Annotated in this window: 18 protein-coding genes; 14 read left to right on the forward strand and 4 right to left on the reverse strand. The window is 64.1% G+C overall.

Translation table 11 applies throughout. The features are described from left to right. Window position 1: 1 nt before the first annotated feature. From nuoI to KJP29_RS10785, 13 genes are all read left to right on the forward strand, one after another. Window positions 2–496 carry an NADH-quinone oxidoreductase subunit NuoI gene (gene nuoI / locus KJP29_RS10725; protein ID WP_218463552.1) on the forward strand — a complete coding sequence of 165 codons (495 nt, stop codon included), beginning with the start codon at window positions 2–4 and terminating at the stop codon, window positions 494–496. A 10-nt stretch (window positions 497–506) separates the two neighbouring features. After that, window positions 507–914, forward strand: coding sequence for a DUF4259 domain-containing protein (locus KJP29_RS10730; RefSeq protein ID WP_218463553.1), 408 nt, complete (start codon window positions 507–509; stop codon window positions 912–914). Continuing rightward, on the forward strand, window positions 911–1,324 hold the full coding sequence (locus KJP29_RS10735; RefSeq protein WP_218463554.1) for a carboxymuconolactone decarboxylase family protein: 414 nt from the start codon (window positions 911–913) through the stop codon (window positions 1,322–1,324). Before KJP29_RS10730 ends, KJP29_RS10735 begins: the two co-directional genes overlap by 4 nt. After that, window positions 1,321–1,935, forward strand: coding sequence for an NADH-quinone oxidoreductase subunit J (locus KJP29_RS10740; RefSeq protein ID WP_218463555.1), 615 nt, complete (start codon window positions 1,321–1,323; stop codon window positions 1,933–1,935). The genes KJP29_RS10735 and KJP29_RS10740 overlap by 4 nt, the downstream gene beginning before the upstream one ends. Continuing rightward, window positions 1,932–2,318, forward strand: coding sequence for a hypothetical protein (locus tag KJP29_RS10745; RefSeq protein ID WP_218463556.1), 387 nt, complete (start codon window positions 1,932–1,934; stop codon window positions 2,316–2,318). The genes KJP29_RS10740 and KJP29_RS10745 overlap by 4 nt, the downstream gene beginning before the upstream one ends. Beyond that, entirely contained in the window at window positions 2,318–2,677 is a 360-nt protein-coding gene (locus KJP29_RS10750) for a hypothetical protein (protein ID WP_218463557.1), read from the forward strand. Before KJP29_RS10745 ends, KJP29_RS10750 begins: the two co-directional genes overlap by 1 nt. A gap of 88 nt (window positions 2,678–2,765) precedes the next feature. Further along, entirely contained in the window at window positions 2,766–3,071 is a 306-nt protein-coding gene (gene nuoK, locus KJP29_RS10755) for an NADH-quinone oxidoreductase subunit NuoK (protein WP_218463558.1), read from the forward strand. 6 nt (window positions 3,072–3,077) lie between these two features. Further along, window positions 3,078–5,174: an NADH-quinone oxidoreductase subunit L gene (gene nuoL / locus KJP29_RS10760; protein ID WP_218463559.1), complete on the forward strand. Its 2,097-nt coding sequence runs from the start codon at window positions 3,078–3,080 to the stop codon at window positions 5,172–5,174. Continuing rightward, window positions 5,174–6,721: an NADH-quinone oxidoreductase subunit M gene (locus KJP29_RS10765; RefSeq protein WP_218463560.1), complete on the forward strand. Its 1,548-nt coding sequence runs from the start codon at window positions 5,174–5,176 to the stop codon at window positions 6,719–6,721. Before nuoL ends, KJP29_RS10765 begins: the two co-directional genes overlap by 1 nt. 10 nt (window positions 6,722–6,731) lie before the next feature. After that, entirely contained in the window at window positions 6,732–8,168 is a 1,437-nt protein-coding gene (gene nuoN, locus KJP29_RS10770) for an NADH-quinone oxidoreductase subunit NuoN (RefSeq protein WP_218463561.1), read from the forward strand. A 72-nt stretch (window positions 8,169–8,240) separates the two neighbouring features. Further along, on the forward strand, window positions 8,241–8,999 hold the full coding sequence (locus tag KJP29_RS10775; RefSeq protein ID WP_218463562.1) for a biotin--[acetyl-CoA-carboxylase] ligase: 759 nt from the start codon (window positions 8,241–8,243) through the stop codon (window positions 8,997–8,999). An 11-nt stretch (window positions 9,000–9,010) separates the two neighbouring features. Beyond that, entirely contained in the window at window positions 9,011–9,790 is a 780-nt protein-coding gene (locus tag KJP29_RS10780; protein WP_218463563.1) for a type III pantothenate kinase, read from the forward strand. Further along, window positions 9,787–11,451 carry a ribonuclease J gene (locus tag KJP29_RS10785; RefSeq protein ID WP_218463564.1) on the forward strand — a complete coding sequence of 555 codons (1,665 nt, stop codon included), beginning with the start codon at window positions 9,787–9,789 and terminating at the stop codon, window positions 11,449–11,451. Before KJP29_RS10780 ends, KJP29_RS10785 begins: the two co-directional genes overlap by 4 nt. 6 nt (window positions 11,452–11,457) lie before the next feature. On the opposite strand, the gene KJP29_RS10790 is transcribed toward KJP29_RS10785, so the two are convergent. Together KJP29_RS10790 and KJP29_RS10795 are read right to left on the reverse strand one after the other, a co-directional pair. Next, window positions 11,458–12,018: an HD domain-containing protein gene (locus KJP29_RS10790; RefSeq protein WP_218463565.1), complete on the reverse strand. Its 561-nt coding sequence runs from the start codon at window positions 12,016–12,018 to the stop codon at window positions 11,458–11,460. A gap of 120 nt (window positions 12,019–12,138) precedes the next feature. Further along, on the reverse strand, window positions 12,139–13,629 hold the full coding sequence (locus KJP29_RS10795) for a DEAD/DEAH box helicase (protein ID WP_218463566.1): 1,491 nt from the start codon (window positions 13,627–13,629) through the stop codon (window positions 12,139–12,141). Window positions 13,630–13,817: 188 nt separating this feature from the next. Here KJP29_RS10795 and KJP29_RS10800 point away from each other — a divergent pair, with 188 nt between their 5' ends. Next, window positions 13,818–14,237 carry an OsmC family protein gene (locus KJP29_RS10800; protein ID WP_218463567.1) on the forward strand — a complete coding sequence of 140 codons (420 nt, stop codon included), beginning with the start codon at window positions 13,818–13,820 and terminating at the stop codon, window positions 14,235–14,237. 86 nt (window positions 14,238–14,323) lie between these two features. Here KJP29_RS10800 and KJP29_RS10805 read toward each other — a convergent pair whose 3' ends face one another. Both KJP29_RS10805 and KJP29_RS10810 read right to left on the reverse strand, forming a co-directional pair. Continuing rightward, window positions 14,324–14,800, reverse strand: a complete 477-nt coding sequence (locus KJP29_RS10805) for a DUF6869 domain-containing protein (protein WP_218463568.1) — start codon at window positions 14,798–14,800, stop codon at window positions 14,324–14,326. A 43-nt stretch (window positions 14,801–14,843) separates the two neighbouring features. Further along, complete coding sequence (locus tag KJP29_RS10810) at window positions 14,844–16,457, reverse strand: peptide chain release factor 3 (RefSeq protein WP_218463569.1); 1,614 nt, start codon at window positions 16,455–16,457, stop codon at window positions 14,844–14,846. Window positions 16,458–16,473: the final 16 nt, after the last annotated feature.

The following is a 16,473-nucleotide window of genomic DNA, read 5'->3' on the forward strand; positions in this document are numbered from 1 at the left end:
CATGGCCAACATCGACTACACCCGCGCGGTAAAATACTTCCTGCTGGCTGACTGGATCACCGGCTTCAAGCTGGGTCTGAAGTATTTCTTCAAACCGAAGGCCACGCTGAACTATCCGCATCAAAAGGGGCCGCTTTCGCCGCGCTTCCGGGGCGAACACGCGCTGCGCCGCTATCCCAACGGGGAAGAGCGCTGCATCGCCTGCAAGCTTTGCGAGGCGATCTGCCCGGCGCAGGCCATCACCATCGACGCGGAACCCCGTGACGACGGCTCGCGCCGCACCACGCGCTACGACATCGACATGACGAAGTGCATCTACTGCGGTTTCTGCCAGGAAGCCTGCCCGGTGGATGCCATCGTCGAGGGCCCGAACTTCGAGTTTGCGACCGAAACCCGCGAGGAGCTGTTCTACGACAAGCAGAAACTCCTCGACAACGGCGAGCGTTGGGAAGCCGAGATTGCGCGCAATCTCGAGCTTGACGCGCCGTATCGGTAAGGGGGCTTCGTTGGGCGCATCCGGCATCTCCGTGTTTCAGGACGACGCATCCCTGGACTGGCTCGACGACTACGTGTCGTCGGGGGCCGGTGCTGTTGCGTCGGCTCTGGACGGGGCGGCGGCCGTGCCCGTGACCGAATACCTCGACCATCATCAGGGCGCGGCGGCGCGGACGGCGGCGGAAGTCGTGGCCACCGCCAACGGCGACCTGCCCGACGAGATCACCCAGGATCAGCTCGCGACCCTCAACACCCATGGGTCCGACGTTCGGGCCATGGCAGGTCTGAAGTCCCGGGCCAAGGCGGCGCTCGACCGGCTGATTTCAGAAAACTCCGAGCTTCATGAGCTGTGGATGGAAAGCGATGACCAGGCTCGATGGGTCGCCGCGATGAACGACCTGCGCAGGAGGCTTGGATGAACGATTTCGCCAGAATGTATGCCCAGATGATGGAGCAGGGTGCGGCGATGGTGAAAGCCTTCAACCCGGCGCTCGAGGATTACGTGCCCGAGGGCTTCGACAAGCTGATGCCGACGATGCCCAAGGACTGGATGGAGGCGATGTTCGGCAACTCCTTCAACAAGGACGGGCTCGACGCGAAGACGCGCCTGATGCTGACGCTTGGCGGGCTGGTCGCCGTGGGGGCCACCGCCGGTCCCCAGATCAAATACACCGTGCGCCATCTGCTCGAGATGGGAGCCACGCAAAAGGAAGTCGCCGAAGTCATCTACCAGATGTCGATGCTGGGTGGCATTCCGGCCATGAACAGGGCAATGGAGCTCGCGCAGAGCGTCTTTGCCGAGAAGTCCAATGAGGAGGGGAGCGCATGAGCGTTGCCGATTTCGCATTCTACGCCTTTGGCCTGACCACGCTGGTCGGCGGGCTCTTCACCGTGGTGGCGCGCAACCCGGTCCATTCGGTCCTCTGGCTGATCACTGCCTTCATCGGCGCGACGGGGCTCTTCGTTCTGCTCGGCGCCGAGTTCGTGGCGATGCTTCTCATGATCGTCTACGTGGGCGCGGTCGCGGTGCTTTTCCTCTTCGTCGTCATGATGCTCGACGTGGACTTCGCCGAGCTGAAGGCGGGTATGGCAAAATACATGCCGATCGCGCTTCTGATCGGGGTGATCCTGCTTTTGCAACTCGGGATGATCTTCGGCACCTGGACCATGTCTGACGGCGTCGATGCGGCCCGGCAGGCGGTGACCCCCGCCGTGACCGAGGTCGAGAACACCGCGGCACTCGGGATGCTCATCTATGACGACTACATCCTGCTGTTCCAACTCGCAGGCCTGATCCTGCTGGTCGCGATGATCGGGGCGATCACGCTCACCCTGCGTCACCGCAAGAACATCAAGCGTCAGGACGTGCTCGCGCAGATGTACCGCGACCCGGCCAAGGCGCTGGAGATGGTCGACGTGAAACCGGGGCAGGGTCTGTGATCCGCGTCGCCGCCATATCCCTTGCCCTTGCGGTCCTGCCGCAGGCAACGCTGGCAGAGGCCCCGCCGCTGCCAAGCTGTCAGGAAGGCGGCTTCGAATGGCTCTTGGGTTCCACTTACCCCAACGGCATGGTTTCGGCCGAGCGGATTTCCCGAAACGGGGCGTCCACCGCCTATCTCCTGTCGTGTCAGGCAGGCAGGGCGGTAGAGGCGCAACAGAACGGTGGTCAGGCTTATGCCTTCTGGGACCTCATGGATGGCATGATGCAATCGAGCGAAACCTACAGCTTCGCTGACCTCGCCAAGCTGTCGCGCGAAGCGGGCTGGTCCGCCAACGTCGTGAATTTAGACAAGGGGACCTGCATCTGCGGGCTGTCGTACTGATGATGAAACCGGGACACCTCCTGATCGCTGCTGCACTCGTCGTCGCACCCGTCACGGTGCAGGCCGCCAACTGCACCGATGGGACGAACAGCTACACCGCCATCGAGCGCGTGAACCCGAATGTGGTCTACGCGGAAAACGGCGGCACCGCGATCATCGCGGTCTGTTCGATGGATATGGCGGTCGAGGCGACAGATCCCGGTGGGGCCGAATACCCGGCGCGGGACTTCGCAGCGGGTCTCAATCCGAACAACGCGCAATACGATCTGACCGAACTCGCCAGCCTCATGCGCAGCATGGGACTGGCCGCACAGACGACACCTTTCTCGAGCAAGGGCTGCGTCTGCGCAACGAACTGACGGGCGCACGCGCCCGAATGACATGGCCCCGGCACACGCCATGGGGCCGAACAAAGACTAACCAAGGGCAAAGGCCCAGAGGGACACGATGGTAGGACTTGAACATTACCTAGGGCTGGCGGGGGCACTCTTCGTCATCGGCATCTTCGGTCTTTTCCTGAACCGCAAGAACGTCATCATCCTGCTCATGTCGATCGAACTGATGCTTCTGTCGGTCAACATCAACTTCGTGGCCTTCTCGTCCTATCTCGGCGATCTGGTCGGGCAGGTCTTCACCCTTTTCGTGCTCACCGTGGCCGCAGCCGAGGCCGCCATCGGCCTCGCCATCCTGGTGAGCTTCTTCCGCAACCGCGGCACCATCGCGGTCGAAGACGTCAACGTGATGAAAGGCTGATCAGAGATGCTGACCATCATCCTCTTCGCCCCGCTGGTGGGCGCCATCATCGCGGGCTTCGGCCATCGGATCATCGGCGACAAGGGCGCGCAGGTCACGACGACCGCGCTTCTGTTCCTCGCCGCGGCCCTGTCCTGGATCGTCTTCCTGACGCATGACCCGGCGGTCGTTCAGCACGTTCCGGTGCTGCGCTGGGTGGAAAGCGGGAGCCTCTCGACCGACTGGTCGATCCGGCTCGACCGTCTGACCTCGATCATGCTGATCGTGGTGACGACGGTGTCGTCGCTCGTGCACCTCTACTCCATGGGCTACATGGCCCATGACCCCGAGTTCGAGGGTGTGAGCTATCGTCCCCGGTTCTTCGCCTACCTCAGCTTCTTCACCTTCGCGATGCTGATGCTGGTGACATCGGACAACCTGCTTCAGATGTTCTTCGGCTGGGAAGGGGTGGGGGTCGCTTCCTATCTGCTGATCGGCTTCTACTACAAGAAGCCCTCGGCCAATGCCGCCGCGATCAAGGCTTTCGTGGTCAACCGCGTCGGTGACTTCGGCTTTGCGCTGGGGATCTTCGGCCTGTTCCTCCTGACGGACTCGATCCGTTTCGACGATGTGTTCGCCGAAACCGCGCGCCTTGCGGAAACCGATATCCATTTCCTCTGGCAGAACTGGAACGCGGCGAACCTGCTGGCCTTCCTGCTCTTCATCGGGGCTATGGGGAAATCGGCGCAGCTCTTCCTGCACACATGGCTTCCCGACGCGATGGAAGGCCCGACCCCGGTCTCCGCGCTCATCCACGCGGCGACCATGGTGACGGCGGGGGTCTTCCTCGTCTGCCGCATGTCGCCGCTGATAGAATATGCGCCCCAAGCCCAGACGATCATCGTCGCCATCGGCGCGGCCACCGCCTTCTTCGCGGCGACCGTCGGTCTCGTGCAGAACGACATCAAGCGCGTCATCGCCTATTCGACCTGTTCGCAGCTCGGCTACATGTTCGTGGCCGCCGGTGTGGGCGCCTATCCGGTCGCCATGTTCCACCTGCTGACCCACGCCTTCTTCAAGGCGATGCTCTTCCTCGGGGCCGGTTCCGTGATCCACGGGATGCACCACGAACAGGACATGCGGAACTATGGCGGGCTGCGCAAGAAACTCCCGCTGACCTTCTGGGCCATGCTGATCGGCACGCTCGCCATCACCGGCGTCGGGATCCCGCTGACCGCCATCGGGTTCGCCGGCTTCCTGTCCAAGGATGCGATCATCGAGGTTGCCTATGCCGGGACCAACGGCGGTGTCGCCTTCTGGCTTCTCGTTGTGGCGGCGCTCTTCACGAGCTTTTACTCCTGGCGGCTCATGTTCCTGACTTTCTGGGGCAAGCCGCGTGGCGACAAGCACACCCACGAACATGCCCATGAAAGCCCCGCCGTCATGACGATCCCGCTCGGCGTTCTCGCCGTGGGCGCGATCTTCTCGGGCATGGTGTTCTACAACCAGTTCTTCTACGACCACGACCGGATGAATGCCTTCTTCGGGCTTCCGGAACATCACGTGTCGGCCGAGGAAAGCCACGGCGAAGAAGCCGCTGCCGCCGAGGTGGACGCGGCCGGAGCGGGCGAAGAGGCTGCGGACACCCATGCGGTGGCCGAGGACCACGCGCCGCAGGGGGCCGTGTTCTTCGCACCGGACAACACGGTCATCGACGACGCGCACCACGCGCCGGTGTGGGTGAAGCTCTCGCCCTTCATCGCGATGTTGCTCGGGCTCGGAACGGCCTATCTGTTCTACATCGTGAACCCGACGCTGCCCAAGCGTCTGGCCGCGACGCAGCCGCATCTCTACCAGTTCCTGCTCAACAAGTGGTACTTCGACGAGATCTACGACTTCCTCTTCGTCCGGTCCGCCAAGGCCTTCGGCCGCTTCCTGTGGAAGCGGGGTGACGGGGCGACCATCGACGGGGCGATCAACGGGCTCTCCATGGGCGTCGTCCCGTGGTTCACCCGCCTCGCGGGCCGCTGGCAGTCCGGCTACCTCTTCACCTACGCCTTCGCGATGGTGCTCGGCATCGTCGTCTTCGTGACCATCATGACCCTGACCGGCGGTGCGAACTAATGAACAACCTGCTTTCGATCATCACCTTCCTGCCGGCGGTCGCGGCGCTCATCCTCGCGCTCTTCCTGCGCGGCGACGACGTGGCGGCGCAAAGGAACGCCAAATGGCTCGCGCTCGCGGCGACGACGGCGACCTTCCTGATCTCGCTCGGGGTGCTCTTCAACTTCGACCCCTCCGACACCGGCTTCCAGATGGTGGAAGAGACCGAGTGGCTCATGGGGCTCACCTACAAGATGGGCGTCGACGGGATCTCGGTGCTCTTCGTGATGTTGACCACCGCGCTGATGCCGATCACCATCGCGGCCTGCTGGAACGTGACCACCCGGGTCAAGGAATACATGATCGCCTTCCTGCTTCTGGAAACGCTCATGCTGGGCGTGTTCATGGCGCTCGATCTGGTGCTCTTCTACCTCTTCTTCGAGGCGGGGCTCATCCCGATGTTCCTGATCATCGGGATCTGGGGCGGTAAGGACCGGATCTATGCCGCGTTCAAGTTCTTCCTCTACACCTTCCTGGGCTCTGTCCTGATGCTCGTCGCGATGGTCTTCATGTATCAGGAGGCCGGCACGACGGACATTCCGACGCTGATGAACCACGCCTTCGGGTCCGAGACCTTCAGCCTGCTCGGGATCCAGATCGTGGGTGGCGCGCAGACGCTTCTGTTCCTCGCCTTCTTCGCATCCTTCGCGGTGAAGATGCCGATGTGGCCGGTGCACACCTGGCTTCCCGACGCCCACGTGCAGGCGCCGACGGCGGGTTCGGTGGTGCTGGCGGCGATCCTTCTGAAGATGGGCGGCTACGGGTTCCTGCGTTTCTCGCTTCCGATGTTTCCCGTGGGCTCGGACGTCATGGCGACCTTCGTTCTCTGGCTCTCGGCCATCGCGATCGTCTGGGCCTCGCTCGTGGCGCTCGTGCAGGACGACATGAAGAAGCTCATCGCCTATTCGTCGGTGGCCCACATGGGCTATGTCACCGCCGGGATCTTCGCGGCCAACCAGCAGGGGCTGGACGGGGCGATCTTCCAGATGATCAGCCACGGCTTCGTTTCCGGCGCGCTCTTTCTTTGCGTGGGCGTGATCTATGACCGGATGCACACCCGCGAGATCGACGCCTACGGCGGCCTCGTGAACCGGATGCCGGCCTATGCGATGATCTTCATGTTCTTCACGATGGCGAACGTCGGCCTGCCTGGCACCTCGGGCTTCGTCGGCGAGTTCCTGACGCTCGTCGGCATGTTCCAGGCCAACACCTGGGTCGCCGCCGTGGCCACGACGGGCGTGATCCTCTCGGCGGCCTATGCGCTCTGGCTCTATCGTCGGGTGGTCATGGGCGATCTGATCAAGGAAAGCCTGAAGGCGATCACCGACATGACCGCGCGCGAGAAATGGATCTTCGCGCCGCTCGTCGCCATGACCCTGATCCTCGGCGTCTATCCGGCGCTGGTGACCGATATCATCGGCCCGTCCGTCGAGGTGCTTCTGGACAATTACCATGCCGCGATCCCGGCCGAGGCCGGGACCGAAGTGGCCGCCGCAGCCGCGCATTGAGGACAGAGAGATGATTTCGAACGACCTTCAATCCATCTTCCCGGAACTGGTGCTGGCGATCTATGCCATGCTGGCGCTGGTCGGCGCGGTCTATACCGGCAAGGACAAGCTCACGGGGCTGATCACCTATGTGACCGCAGCCGTCATGGTCGTGCTCGCGATCTGGATCGGTTCGGGCACCTATGGGCCGGACACGGCCTTCGGAGGCATGTTCCTCAACGACGCCTTCGCGCGGTTCGCCAAGGTGGCGATCCTGCTCGCGGGGGCTGCGGTGCTGGTGGCCGGGCATGAGGCCATGGTGAAGCGGGGGCTCGACCGGTTCGAGTATCCGGTCCTGATCGCGCTCGCCACCGTCGGCATGATGGTCATGGTGTCGGCCGGCGATCTCATGGCGCTCTACATGGGTCTGGAACTGCAATCGCTCGCGCTCTACGTCGTGGCCGCGATGAACCGCGACAGCGTGAAGTCGACCGAAGCAGGCATGAAATACTTCGTGCTGGGCGCGCTCTCTTCGGGGCTTCTGCTCTATGGGTCGTCGCTCGTTTATGGCTACGCCGGCACGACGATGTTCTCGGGCATCATTGATGCGGTGCAGGGCGAGCCCTCTGTCGGGCTTCTCGTCGGGCTGGTCTTCGTGATCTCGGCGCTCGCGTTCAAGGTCTCGGCCGTGCCCTTCCACATGTGGACGCCCGACGTCTATGAAGGCGCGCCGACCCCGGTCACCGCCTTCTTCGCGACGGCACCGAAACTGGCCGCCATGGGGCTCTTCGCCCGTGTGCTGCACGACGCCTTTGGCGGTGTAGTAGCCGACTGGCGGCAGATCATCGCGCTGATCGCGGTGCTGTCGATGTTCCTGGGCGCGATCGCCGCGATCGGGCAGACCAACATCAAGCGCCTGATGGCCTATTCCTCGATCGCCCATATGGGCTTCGCGCTCATGGGGCTGGCTTCGGGCAGCGCTTATGGCGTGCAGGCGATGCTCGTCTACATGGCGATCTACCTCACCATGAACGTCGGCACCTTCGCCTTCATCATGTCGATGGAGCGGGGCGGCAAGCCGGTCACGGAAATCGCCGCGCTGAACCAGTTCGCCAAGGCCGAACCGCTGAAGGCGCTGGCGATGCTGGTCCTGCTCTTCTCACTCGCGGGCGTGCCGCCGATGGTAGGCTTCTTCGGCAAGCTTTATGTCCTGAACGCCGCCGTTCAGGGTGGGCTGACCTGGCTCGCCGTCGCGGGTGTGATCGCCTCGGTGATCGGGGCCTTCTATTACCTCCGCATCGTCTACTACATGTACTTTGGCACGACCGAAGGCGATGTGCAGACGCCGATGTCGCCCGCCGCCTGGGTCATGCTCATGGCCTCTGCGGCGATCATGCTGGTGGGTGTGATCAACCTCTTCGGGATCGAAGGGGCGGCCGCGGCGGCGGCGCAGGCTCTGGTCAACTGATCCGGTCAGGAACACCTCATGCGGCACCCGGTCCCCACTTGGGCCGGGTGTCGGCGTTTCACGGAGGCTGAGATGGCAAACGACTGGCCGCAGGGATACGGGTATCTGCCGCTCGACACCGTGGATTCGACGCTGGACGAGGCCGCCCGGCGGTTCGACGGCCTCGCGGGGCCGACCTGGATCACCGCGAGACGTCAGACCAAGGCGCGCGGACGGCGGGGCCGGGCCTGGGCCAACCCCGAAGGCAATTTCGCCGGAACCTTGGTCCTGCCGAAAGTGGCCGATCCGGCCATGGCGGCGCTTCGCAGCTTCGTGACCGCCGTGGCCTTGGACGAAGCCTTCGTGGCACTCACCGGACGGAGCGAGGCCTTCGCGCTCAAATGGCCCAACGACGTGCTCCTGAACGGCGGCAAGGTCGCGGGGATCCTGCTGGAGAGCGTCACCCGGCAGGGCCGCCTCGCGGGTCTTTCCATCGGGATCGGGGTCAACCTCGCCCATGCGCCCGCACCGGCGTCGCTCGAACCCGGCGCGGTCGCTCCCGTGTCGCTGGGAGAGGCGACGGGTATCACCGTCACGCCCGAGGATTTCCTCGAAGCGCTGGCGCCGGCCTTCGCGCGGCGCGAGCACCAGTTCGTCACCTATGGCTTCGCGCCAATCCGCGAGGCGTGGCTCGCCCGTGCGGCCCGCATCGGCGAGGTCGTGACGGCGCGGCTTCCGGCTGAGGAGATCACCGGGACCTTCCGGACGGTGGACGAGGCCGGTCAACTTGTCCTATCAACGGCCGGCGGGGATCGCCGCATCGCGGCCGGCGACGTGTTCTTTCAGGGCTGAGCGGGGACCACATGCTTCTGACCATCGACTGCGGCAACACCAATACCGTCTTCACGCTCTGGGATGGCGAGACGAACGTCTGCACGCTGCGCACCTCGACCGCGCATCAGCGGACGGCGGACAGCTATTGGGTCTGGTTCTCGACGCTGATCAAGCATCACGGCATCACGCCCGACGTGTCGGGCGTCATCATCTCGTCCACGGTGCCGCGCGTCGTCTTCAACCTTCGTGTCTTTACCGACCGCTATTTCAATCTGCGTCCGCTGGTGGTGGGCAAGCCCGAATGCCTGCTCCCCGTCGACGTGCGGGTCGACGCGGGCACGGCGGTGGGGCCGGACAGGCTCGTCAACACCGTGGCGGGCTTCAACCTCTGCGGGGGCGACCTGATCATCGTGGATTTCGGCACCGCGACGACCTTCGACGTGGCCGACAGCGACGGGGCCTATATCGGGGGCGTAATCGCTCCCGGCGTGAACCTGTCGCTCGAAGCGCTGCACATGGCTGCCGCCGCCTTGCCTCATGTGGACATCACGCATCCAGACAAGGTGATCGGGACGAACACCATCGCCTGCATGCAATCGGGGATTTTCTGGGGCTATGTGGGCCTCATCAAGGAAATCTCCTCTCGCATCATGGAAGAACATGGGCGCAAGATGAAAGTGATCGGAACCGGGGGCCTCGCCCCCTTGTTCCAGTTGCACGCACCGGTCTTCGACCACTTCGAGGACAGCCTCACCATGCAGGGGCTCAAGATCATATACGAATACAACAAGGCACAGGGTAACGTATGAGCAAGGACCGACTGATCTATCTCCCCTTGGGTGGCGCCGGGGAGATCGGGATGAACGCCTATGTCTACGGCTACGGTGCGCCGGGGAAGGAGCGCCTCATCCTCGTCGATCTGGGCGTGACCTTTCCGGACATGGAAACGACGCCGGGTGTCGACCTGATCATGCCCGACGTGGCCTGGCTCGTGGAGAACCGGGACCGGCTGGAGGCGATCTTTATCACGCATGCGCATGAGGATCACGTGGGCGCCATCGGGCGGCTGTGGGAGCACCTTCGGGTGCCGGTCTATGCCCGTGTGTTCACCGCCCATCACGCCGCGCGGAAGATGGAAGAGGCCGGCCAGAACCCGGACGAGGTCCAGGTCGTCGGGAGCTGGCCCGAGGTCGTGACGGCAGGACCCTTCAAGGTGTCCTTCGTCCCGATTTCCCATTCCATCCCCGAAAGCGCCGGGCTGGTCATCGACACGCCGGCTGGCCGGGTCGCTCATACCGGCGACTTCAAGATCGACCCCGAACCGGGAGTGGGCGAGGCCTTCGACGAGGAGCTCTGGAAGCAGGCAACGCAGGGTCGGGTTAAGGCGCTCATGTGCGATTCCACCAACGTCTTCTCCATGAAGCCGGGGCGGAGCGAGGCGGGCCTCGTGTCCGAGATCACCAAGCTCGTGGAAAACGCGCCGCATATGGTTGTGGCGACGACCTTCGCTTCGAACGTCGCACGGGTCCGCACGCTGGCCGAGGCGGGGCGGGCCGCTGGCCGCTCGGTCTGTCTTCTGGGGCGGGCGATGCGCCGGATGATCGAGGCTTCGGTCGAAACCGGCGTGCTCACCGACTTCCCCAAGACGATCACGCCCGAGGATGCGCGCGACATCCCGCGCGAGAACCTGATGCTGATTGTCACCGGGTCGCAGGGCGAACGCCGCGCTGCCACGGCGCAGCTGTCGCGGGGCAAATACCTTGGCCTCGAGATGGCCGAGGGCGACACCTTCCTCTTTTCCTCCAAGGTCATTCCGGGAAACGAGCGCGGCGTGATCCGGATCATGAACGCCTTCTCGGAAATGGGTGTCGATCTGGTCGCGGACGATGACCGCTATCACGTCTCGGGCCACGCGAACCGCCCGGACCTTGAACGGATGCATCGCATCGTGAACCCCGAGGTCGTTGTGCCGATGCACGGCGAGCACCGTCACCTGCGTGAACATGCCAAGGTCGCCAAGGAGAACGGCTTCCAGTCCATCGTCGTCGTGAACGGTGCGGTCGTGGACCTGACGGGCTCCGCGCCGCATGTGGTCGAACATGTGGAAACGGATCGCACGTATCTGGACGGCTCCAAACTGATCGGGGCGCTGGACGGGATCGTGCGCGACCGTATCCGCATGGCGCTTAACGGCCATGTGCTGGTGAACGTCATCATGGAGGACGACGCGCCTCTTGGAGAACCCTGGGTCGAGCTGATGGGGCTGGCCGAGATCGGCAACTCCAAGGCGCCGCTGGTCGATGTTCTGGAGGAGGACCTCAATCAGTTCCTCATGCGGGCCAAGGATCGCACCCTCGCCGATGACGACGCGCTGGAAGAGGAGCTGCGCCGGATCGTGCGCAAGTCGGCGCAGGACGAGATCGGCAAGAAGCCCGAGGTTACGGTCGTCATCTCCCGGCTGGAGGCCTGACGTGGATCAGGCGCGGGCTTCGATCCGCGCCACCACCTCGGCGATCCGGTCCGAGAGTGGGCCTGGGCGCAGCGCGCAAAGCCGGTCGGCAAGCGCGCGGTAATACCAGAGTGTGCCGTCCCGGCCGGTCGTGAAACGGTCGAACACTGCGGGTCCGCAAGCCAGCAAGTCGACGTAGATCGTCGTGGCATTGTGCAGTTTGTCGCAAGAGGTGACGAGCAGCGCGTCCTCGCCCTTGGTGGCGAGGCTCGCGAGATAGCCGTCCTTGCGCGCCTGCCACGGCACGCTGGACTGGTCCACGGCATCCGAACAGGCGAGCACGATGTCGGCCACGCGGTCGCCAAACGCGGCGCGGATCAGGTCGGCGGTCGCCTGTCCACCTTGATCCTCGACCGCGTCGTGAAGCAGGCCCGCGATGGCCTGATCCTCGTCGCCGCCGTTTTCGAGGACGAGGGCGGAAACCGCCATGAGGTGAGAGAGATAGGGCACGTTCGAAACCTTGCGCTGGTGGCTCCGATGGAGCCGCGCGGCAAGGGCGAACGCATCGTCAAAACGATGTGTCAGCATGGGTTATCCAGTCATGTTGGGAGATGAGCGAAACGCTCACTCGAATGATGGAAGCACCCCGCACAAACGTCAACCCCGCCTTTCGGCGGGGCTTTGTCGTGTCGCACCCGTAGGTTTGGCTCAGTCCGACATCCGCTCTTCAAAGCTCTTGGCGATGAAGCCGGGCAGGTGATCGCCCATGCCGGTGGGGGTATTGCCGCCCCGGTCGCCACCACGGCTTCCGCGATCCCGGCGGTCGTTCCGGTCGCCGCGGTCGCCCCGGTCACTGCGCGACCGGCTGCTGCGCTCTTCGCGCGGCTGATCGGCAACCTCGTCCTTCGGTGCCTTCGGCGCTTCGGCTTTCGTCTCTGCCTTGGCCTCGAGCTTGTCGCTGCGCTCGGACGACTTGCGCGAGCGCGAGGGCTTCTTGTCGCTCCGCTCGGATTTGCTGCCCCGGTCGCCATCGTCCGAGGCGGGTGCATCGCCCAGCGGGTTCGCAAGCAGGGGGATCTCCTTCTCGATCAGCCGGAGCACGGCCTCGAGGTTCTTCTCGTCGCGCGGTTCGCAGATCATTACCGCATGGCCCTTGCGCCCGGCGCGGCCCGTGCGCCCGATCCGGTGGACGTAGTCCTCGGCATGGCTGGGCACGTCATAGTTGAATACATGGCTCACATTGGGAATGTCGAGCCCGCGCGCGGCCACGTCCGAGGCGCAGAGGAAGCGGATCGTGCCGTCGCGGAAGCCCTGAAGAACTTCCATCCGCTTGGACTGGTCCAGATCGCCGTGGATCGGCTGCGCGTTGTAGCCGTATTTCTGCAAGGACTTCGCGGTGATATCCACGTCGGTCTTGCGGTTGCAGAAGATGATCGCGTTGGTGCAAGCCTCGCCCTCGGCGTCGATCATCGCGCGCAGAAGGGCGCGTTTCTCGGTCGCGGCGCTGTCGCGGCGCTTGGGTTTGAACTTGACCATGCCCTGCGTGATCGTGTCCGAGGTCGTCGCCTGCCGCGAAACCTCGATGCGGGCGGGATTGGACAGGAAGGTGTTGGTGATCCGCTCGATCTCGGGCGCCATCGTGGCCGAGAAGAAAAGCGTCTGCCGCGTGAAAGGCACAAGCCCGAAGATACGTTCGATGTCCGGGATGAAGCCCATGTCGAGCATGCGGTCGGCTTCGTCCACCACCATGATCTGCACGCCGGTGAGGAGCAGTTTGCCGCGTTCGAAATGGTCCAGAAGCCGGCCCGGCGTCGCGATCAGCACGTCGACACCCCGATCGATCAGCGCGTCCTGCTCCTTGAAGCTCACGCCGCCGATGAGGAGCGCCTTGGTCAGCTTCACGTTCTTGGCGTAGACATCGAAGTTCTCGGCCACCTGCGCGGCAAGCTCCCGCGTCGGGCAAAGCACGAGCGAGCGCGGCATGCGTGCACGGGCGCGGCCACGCGCGAGCGCCGTGATCATGGGAAGCGTGAAGGAAGCGGTCTTGCCGGTCCCGGTCTGGGCGATGCCCAGCACGTCGCGGCCCTCGAGCGCGGGAGGAATGGCGCCGGCCTGGATCGGGGTCGGGGTTTCGTATCCCGCTTCCTCGACGGCTTTGAGGACTTTGGGGTTCAGGGACAGGTCGGAGAATTTGGTCAATGGATGCCTTTCGCGTGACAGTTGCGGCGCTTGTGGCCGCATTGTCCAGCGCGGCCCCGTTCGACCGGATTGCCGAACACCTTGTGGGCAAAGGCCATACGCTCCCTTGCGGAAAAGGTCAAGAAAACAGGGGAACAGCCGGGACCGGCCCGCGTTGGATGGGAGAAACCAGGACAAAGGAGTGCACAATGATCCGCAAACATGGGTCTGCCGTCTGGCAGGGTGGCCTGCAGGACGGCACCGGAACCGTATCGACACAGTCGGGCGTTCTGGACGCCGTGCAATATGGCTTCAACAAGCGGTTCGAGGACGAACCGGGGTCGAATCCCGAGGAACTCATCGGCGCGGCGCATGCGGCCTGCTTCTCGATGGCGCTCTCCAACATCCTGGGCGACGACGACATCGTGCCCGAACGGATCGAGACCCGCTCGACCATCTCGCTCGACATGTCGGACGGGCCCAAGATCGTGAAGGCGCATCTCGACGTGACCATCAAGGCGCCCGGCGACGAGGACAAGATCATGGAAGCGGCGAAGAAGGCCGAGCAGGGATGCCCGGTCAGCCAGCTCCTGAACTGCGAGATCACGATGGACGCGAAAGTGCTCTAGGCATTTGAAGCGATGCGATCCTGCCTGAAAACCCGATCCCCGCCGGTGCTGCCGAGCGGGGCTCCCTCGGTTGGGAGAAGAGGGCTTCAGCTTTCGGGCAGGTCGTCGATCATGTCGGGGTGGCCCTTGGCCATCGCCTGCACGCGCGCCCAGAAAAGCGAATTTCCATGACCCTCGGGCGCCAGCGCGCCAAGGGCCATCGCGAAGCGCGGGGACGTGGTGGCCGCCTCGATCCTTTCGAGGAGGTCGGGCCCATGTGTCGCAAACAACTCGGTCATCGGTCCGGCGGCGATGAGCGACAGGTCTTGCGGTGCCTGCGCCTCGGCCACGAGCGCCTCCTGCACCGCGAAGGACAGGTCCGGGTTTTCAGACGCAAGGGACGAGGCGAGCACCGCTGTCCAGACCTCCGGATGCCCTTCGAAGTCCTCGTCCTCGTCCGTGTCGCGCAGAAACATGAGGAAACGCTGGGCGAGGCGGTCGATGGGCAGGTCGCCCGAAGGCAAGGCGTCCTCAGGCTGGTCCAAAGCCTTGGCGACGAGCGGGCGGGGAATGGCTTGGGTCATGCGGGCCTGCCTACCATGGCTCGCCCGGGCCGCAAAGTGCCGCTCACTCCCCGTGGAGTTCCTTGGTCGCCGTGAGCTTCAGCGAGGGGTAATCGCGCTCCACTCGGTCAATGTCCCACTGAAGGCGCGTGAGGAACACCGGGTCGCCGTCGTTGTCGTGGCCGATGTGCTGCTTGTTGGCGTTGATCAGCTTTTCGAGGTCCGCCTTGGGTCCCGAAATCCAGCGGGCCGAAGTGAACTGCGACGCCTCGAAGCGCACCGGGATCCCGTATTCCAGCTCGATCCGGGAGGCCAGAACCTCGAACTGAAGCTGGCCGACGACGCCCACGATAAAGCCCGACCCGATGTTCGGCTTGAACACCTTGGCCGCGCCTTCCTCGGCGAATTGCATGAGCGCCTTTTCCAGATGCTTGGCCTTCATCGGATCGGTTGCGCGCACGCCTTGCAGCAATTCCGGCGCAAACGACGGGATGCCGGTCACACGTAGTGCTTCGCCTTCGGTCAGCGTGTCGCCGATGCGCAACTGCCCGTGGTTCGGGATGCCGATGATGTCACCCGCCCAGGCCTCTTCCGCGAGTTCCCGGTCCGAAGCGAGGAACATCACCGGGTTGGTAATCGCCATCGGCTTTTTCGACCGCACGTGAAGCAGCTTCATTCCGCGTTCGAAATGGCCAGATGCCAGACGCACGAAGGCCACGCGGTCGCGGTGTTTCGGGTCCATGTTGGCCTGCACCTTGAAGACGAAGCCGGCCACCTTGGTCTCGTCCGGCGCGATCTGTCGCGGCTCGGCGCTCTGCGGCTGCGGCTCGGGACCATAGGTCGCGATGCCGTTCATCAGTTCCTTCACGCCGAAGGAGTTGATCGCGGAGCCGAACCAGATCGGCGTCATTTGCCCGTTCATTACTTCTTCGGGGTCAAGCGCGGGCAGCAGCTCACGCGCCATCTCGATCTCTTCGCGGAGTTTCTCCAGCAGATGCGGGGGGACATGCTGGGCCAGCTTCGGGTCGTCCAGCCCCTCGATGGAGATTGACTCGGCGACCCGGTTGCGGTCCGCTCGGTCCATGAGTTCGAGCCGGTCGCGCAAGAGGTCGTAACAGCCGAGAAACTCGCTCCCCACCCCGATGGGCCAGCTTGCCGGCGTGACGTGGATCGCGAGCATCTCCTGGATTTCGTCGATGATCTCGAAGGTGTCGCGGCTCTCGCGGTCCATCTTGTTGCAGAAGGTCAGGATCGGCAGGTCCCGCATCCGGCAGACCTCGAAGAGTTTCTGGGTCTGGCTCTCCACGCCTTTGGCCCCGTCGATCACCATGACGGCCGCGTCGACGGCAGTGAGCGTCCGGTAGGTGTCTTCCGAAAAGTCCGAGTGGCCGGGCGTGTCGACGAGGTTGAAGCGGAACTTGCCGAAGTCGAAGGACATGGCCGAGGCCGAAACCGAGATGCCCCGGTCCTTTTCCATCTGCATGAAGTCCGACCGCGTGCGCCGCGCTTCGCCCTTCGCGCGCACCTGTCCCGCCATCTGGATTGCGCCGCCGAACAGCAGGAACTTTTCCGTCAGCGTCGTCTTGCCCGCGTCCGGGTGCGAAATGATCGCAAAGGTTCGGCGCCGGGCGATTTCCGGGGGCAGGGCGGGGCGGTTCGTGGCGGCTTGATCGAGCATGGCGGGGATATATGGC

The organism is Maritimibacter sp. DP1N21-5, from assembly GCF_019218295.1.
Classification (GTDB): Bacteria; Pseudomonadota; Alphaproteobacteria; order Rhodobacterales; family Rhodobacteraceae; genus Maritimibacter.

Bases quoted from the DNA above. Each gene is read 5' to 3' on its own strand.
- nuoI (WP_218463552.1), top strand. From the start codon at position 2: ATGGCCAACATCGACTACACCCGCGCGGTAAAATACTTCCTGCTGGCT.
- KJP29_RS10735 (WP_218463554.1), top strand. From the start codon at position 911: ATGAACGATTTCGCCAGAATGTATGCCCAGATGATGGAGCAGGGTGCG.
- KJP29_RS10740 (WP_218463555.1), top strand. From the start codon at position 1,321: ATGAGCGTTGCCGATTTCGCATTCTACGCCTTTGGCCTGACCACGCTG.
- KJP29_RS10750 (WP_218463557.1), top strand. From the start codon at position 2,318: ATGATGAAACCGGGACACCTCCTGATCGCTGCTGCACTCGTCGTCGCA.
- nuoK (WP_218463558.1), top strand. From the start codon at position 2,766: ATGGTAGGACTTGAACATTACCTAGGGCTGGCGGGGGCACTCTTCGTC.
- nuoL (WP_218463559.1), top strand. From the start codon at position 3,078: ATGCTGACCATCATCCTCTTCGCCCCGCTGGTGGGCGCCATCATCGCG.
- KJP29_RS10765 (WP_218463560.1), top strand. From the start codon at position 5,174: ATGAACAACCTGCTTTCGATCATCACCTTCCTGCCGGCGGTCGCGGCG.
- nuoN (WP_218463561.1), top strand. From the start codon at position 6,732: ATGATTTCGAACGACCTTCAATCCATCTTCCCGGAACTGGTGCTGGCG.
- KJP29_RS10775 (WP_218463562.1), top strand. From the start codon at position 8,241: ATGGCAAACGACTGGCCGCAGGGATACGGGTATCTGCCGCTCGACACC.
- KJP29_RS10780 (WP_218463563.1), top strand. From the start codon at position 9,011: ATGCTTCTGACCATCGACTGCGGCAACACCAATACCGTCTTCACGCTC.
- KJP29_RS10785 (WP_218463564.1), top strand. From the start codon at position 9,787: ATGAGCAAGGACCGACTGATCTATCTCCCCTTGGGTGGCGCCGGGGAG.
- KJP29_RS10790 (WP_218463565.1), bottom strand. From the start codon at position 12,018: ATGCTGACACATCGTTTTGACGATGCGTTCGCCCTTGCCGCGCGGCTC.
- KJP29_RS10800 (WP_218463567.1), top strand. From the start codon at position 13,818: ATGATCCGCAAACATGGGTCTGCCGTCTGGCAGGGTGGCCTGCAGGAC.
- KJP29_RS10805 (WP_218463568.1), bottom strand. From the start codon at position 14,800: ATGACCCAAGCCATTCCCCGCCCGCTCGTCGCCAAGGCTTTGGACCAG.
- KJP29_RS10810 (WP_218463569.1), bottom strand. From the start codon at position 16,457: ATGCTCGATCAAGCCGCCACGAACCGCCCCGCCCTGCCCCCGGAAATC.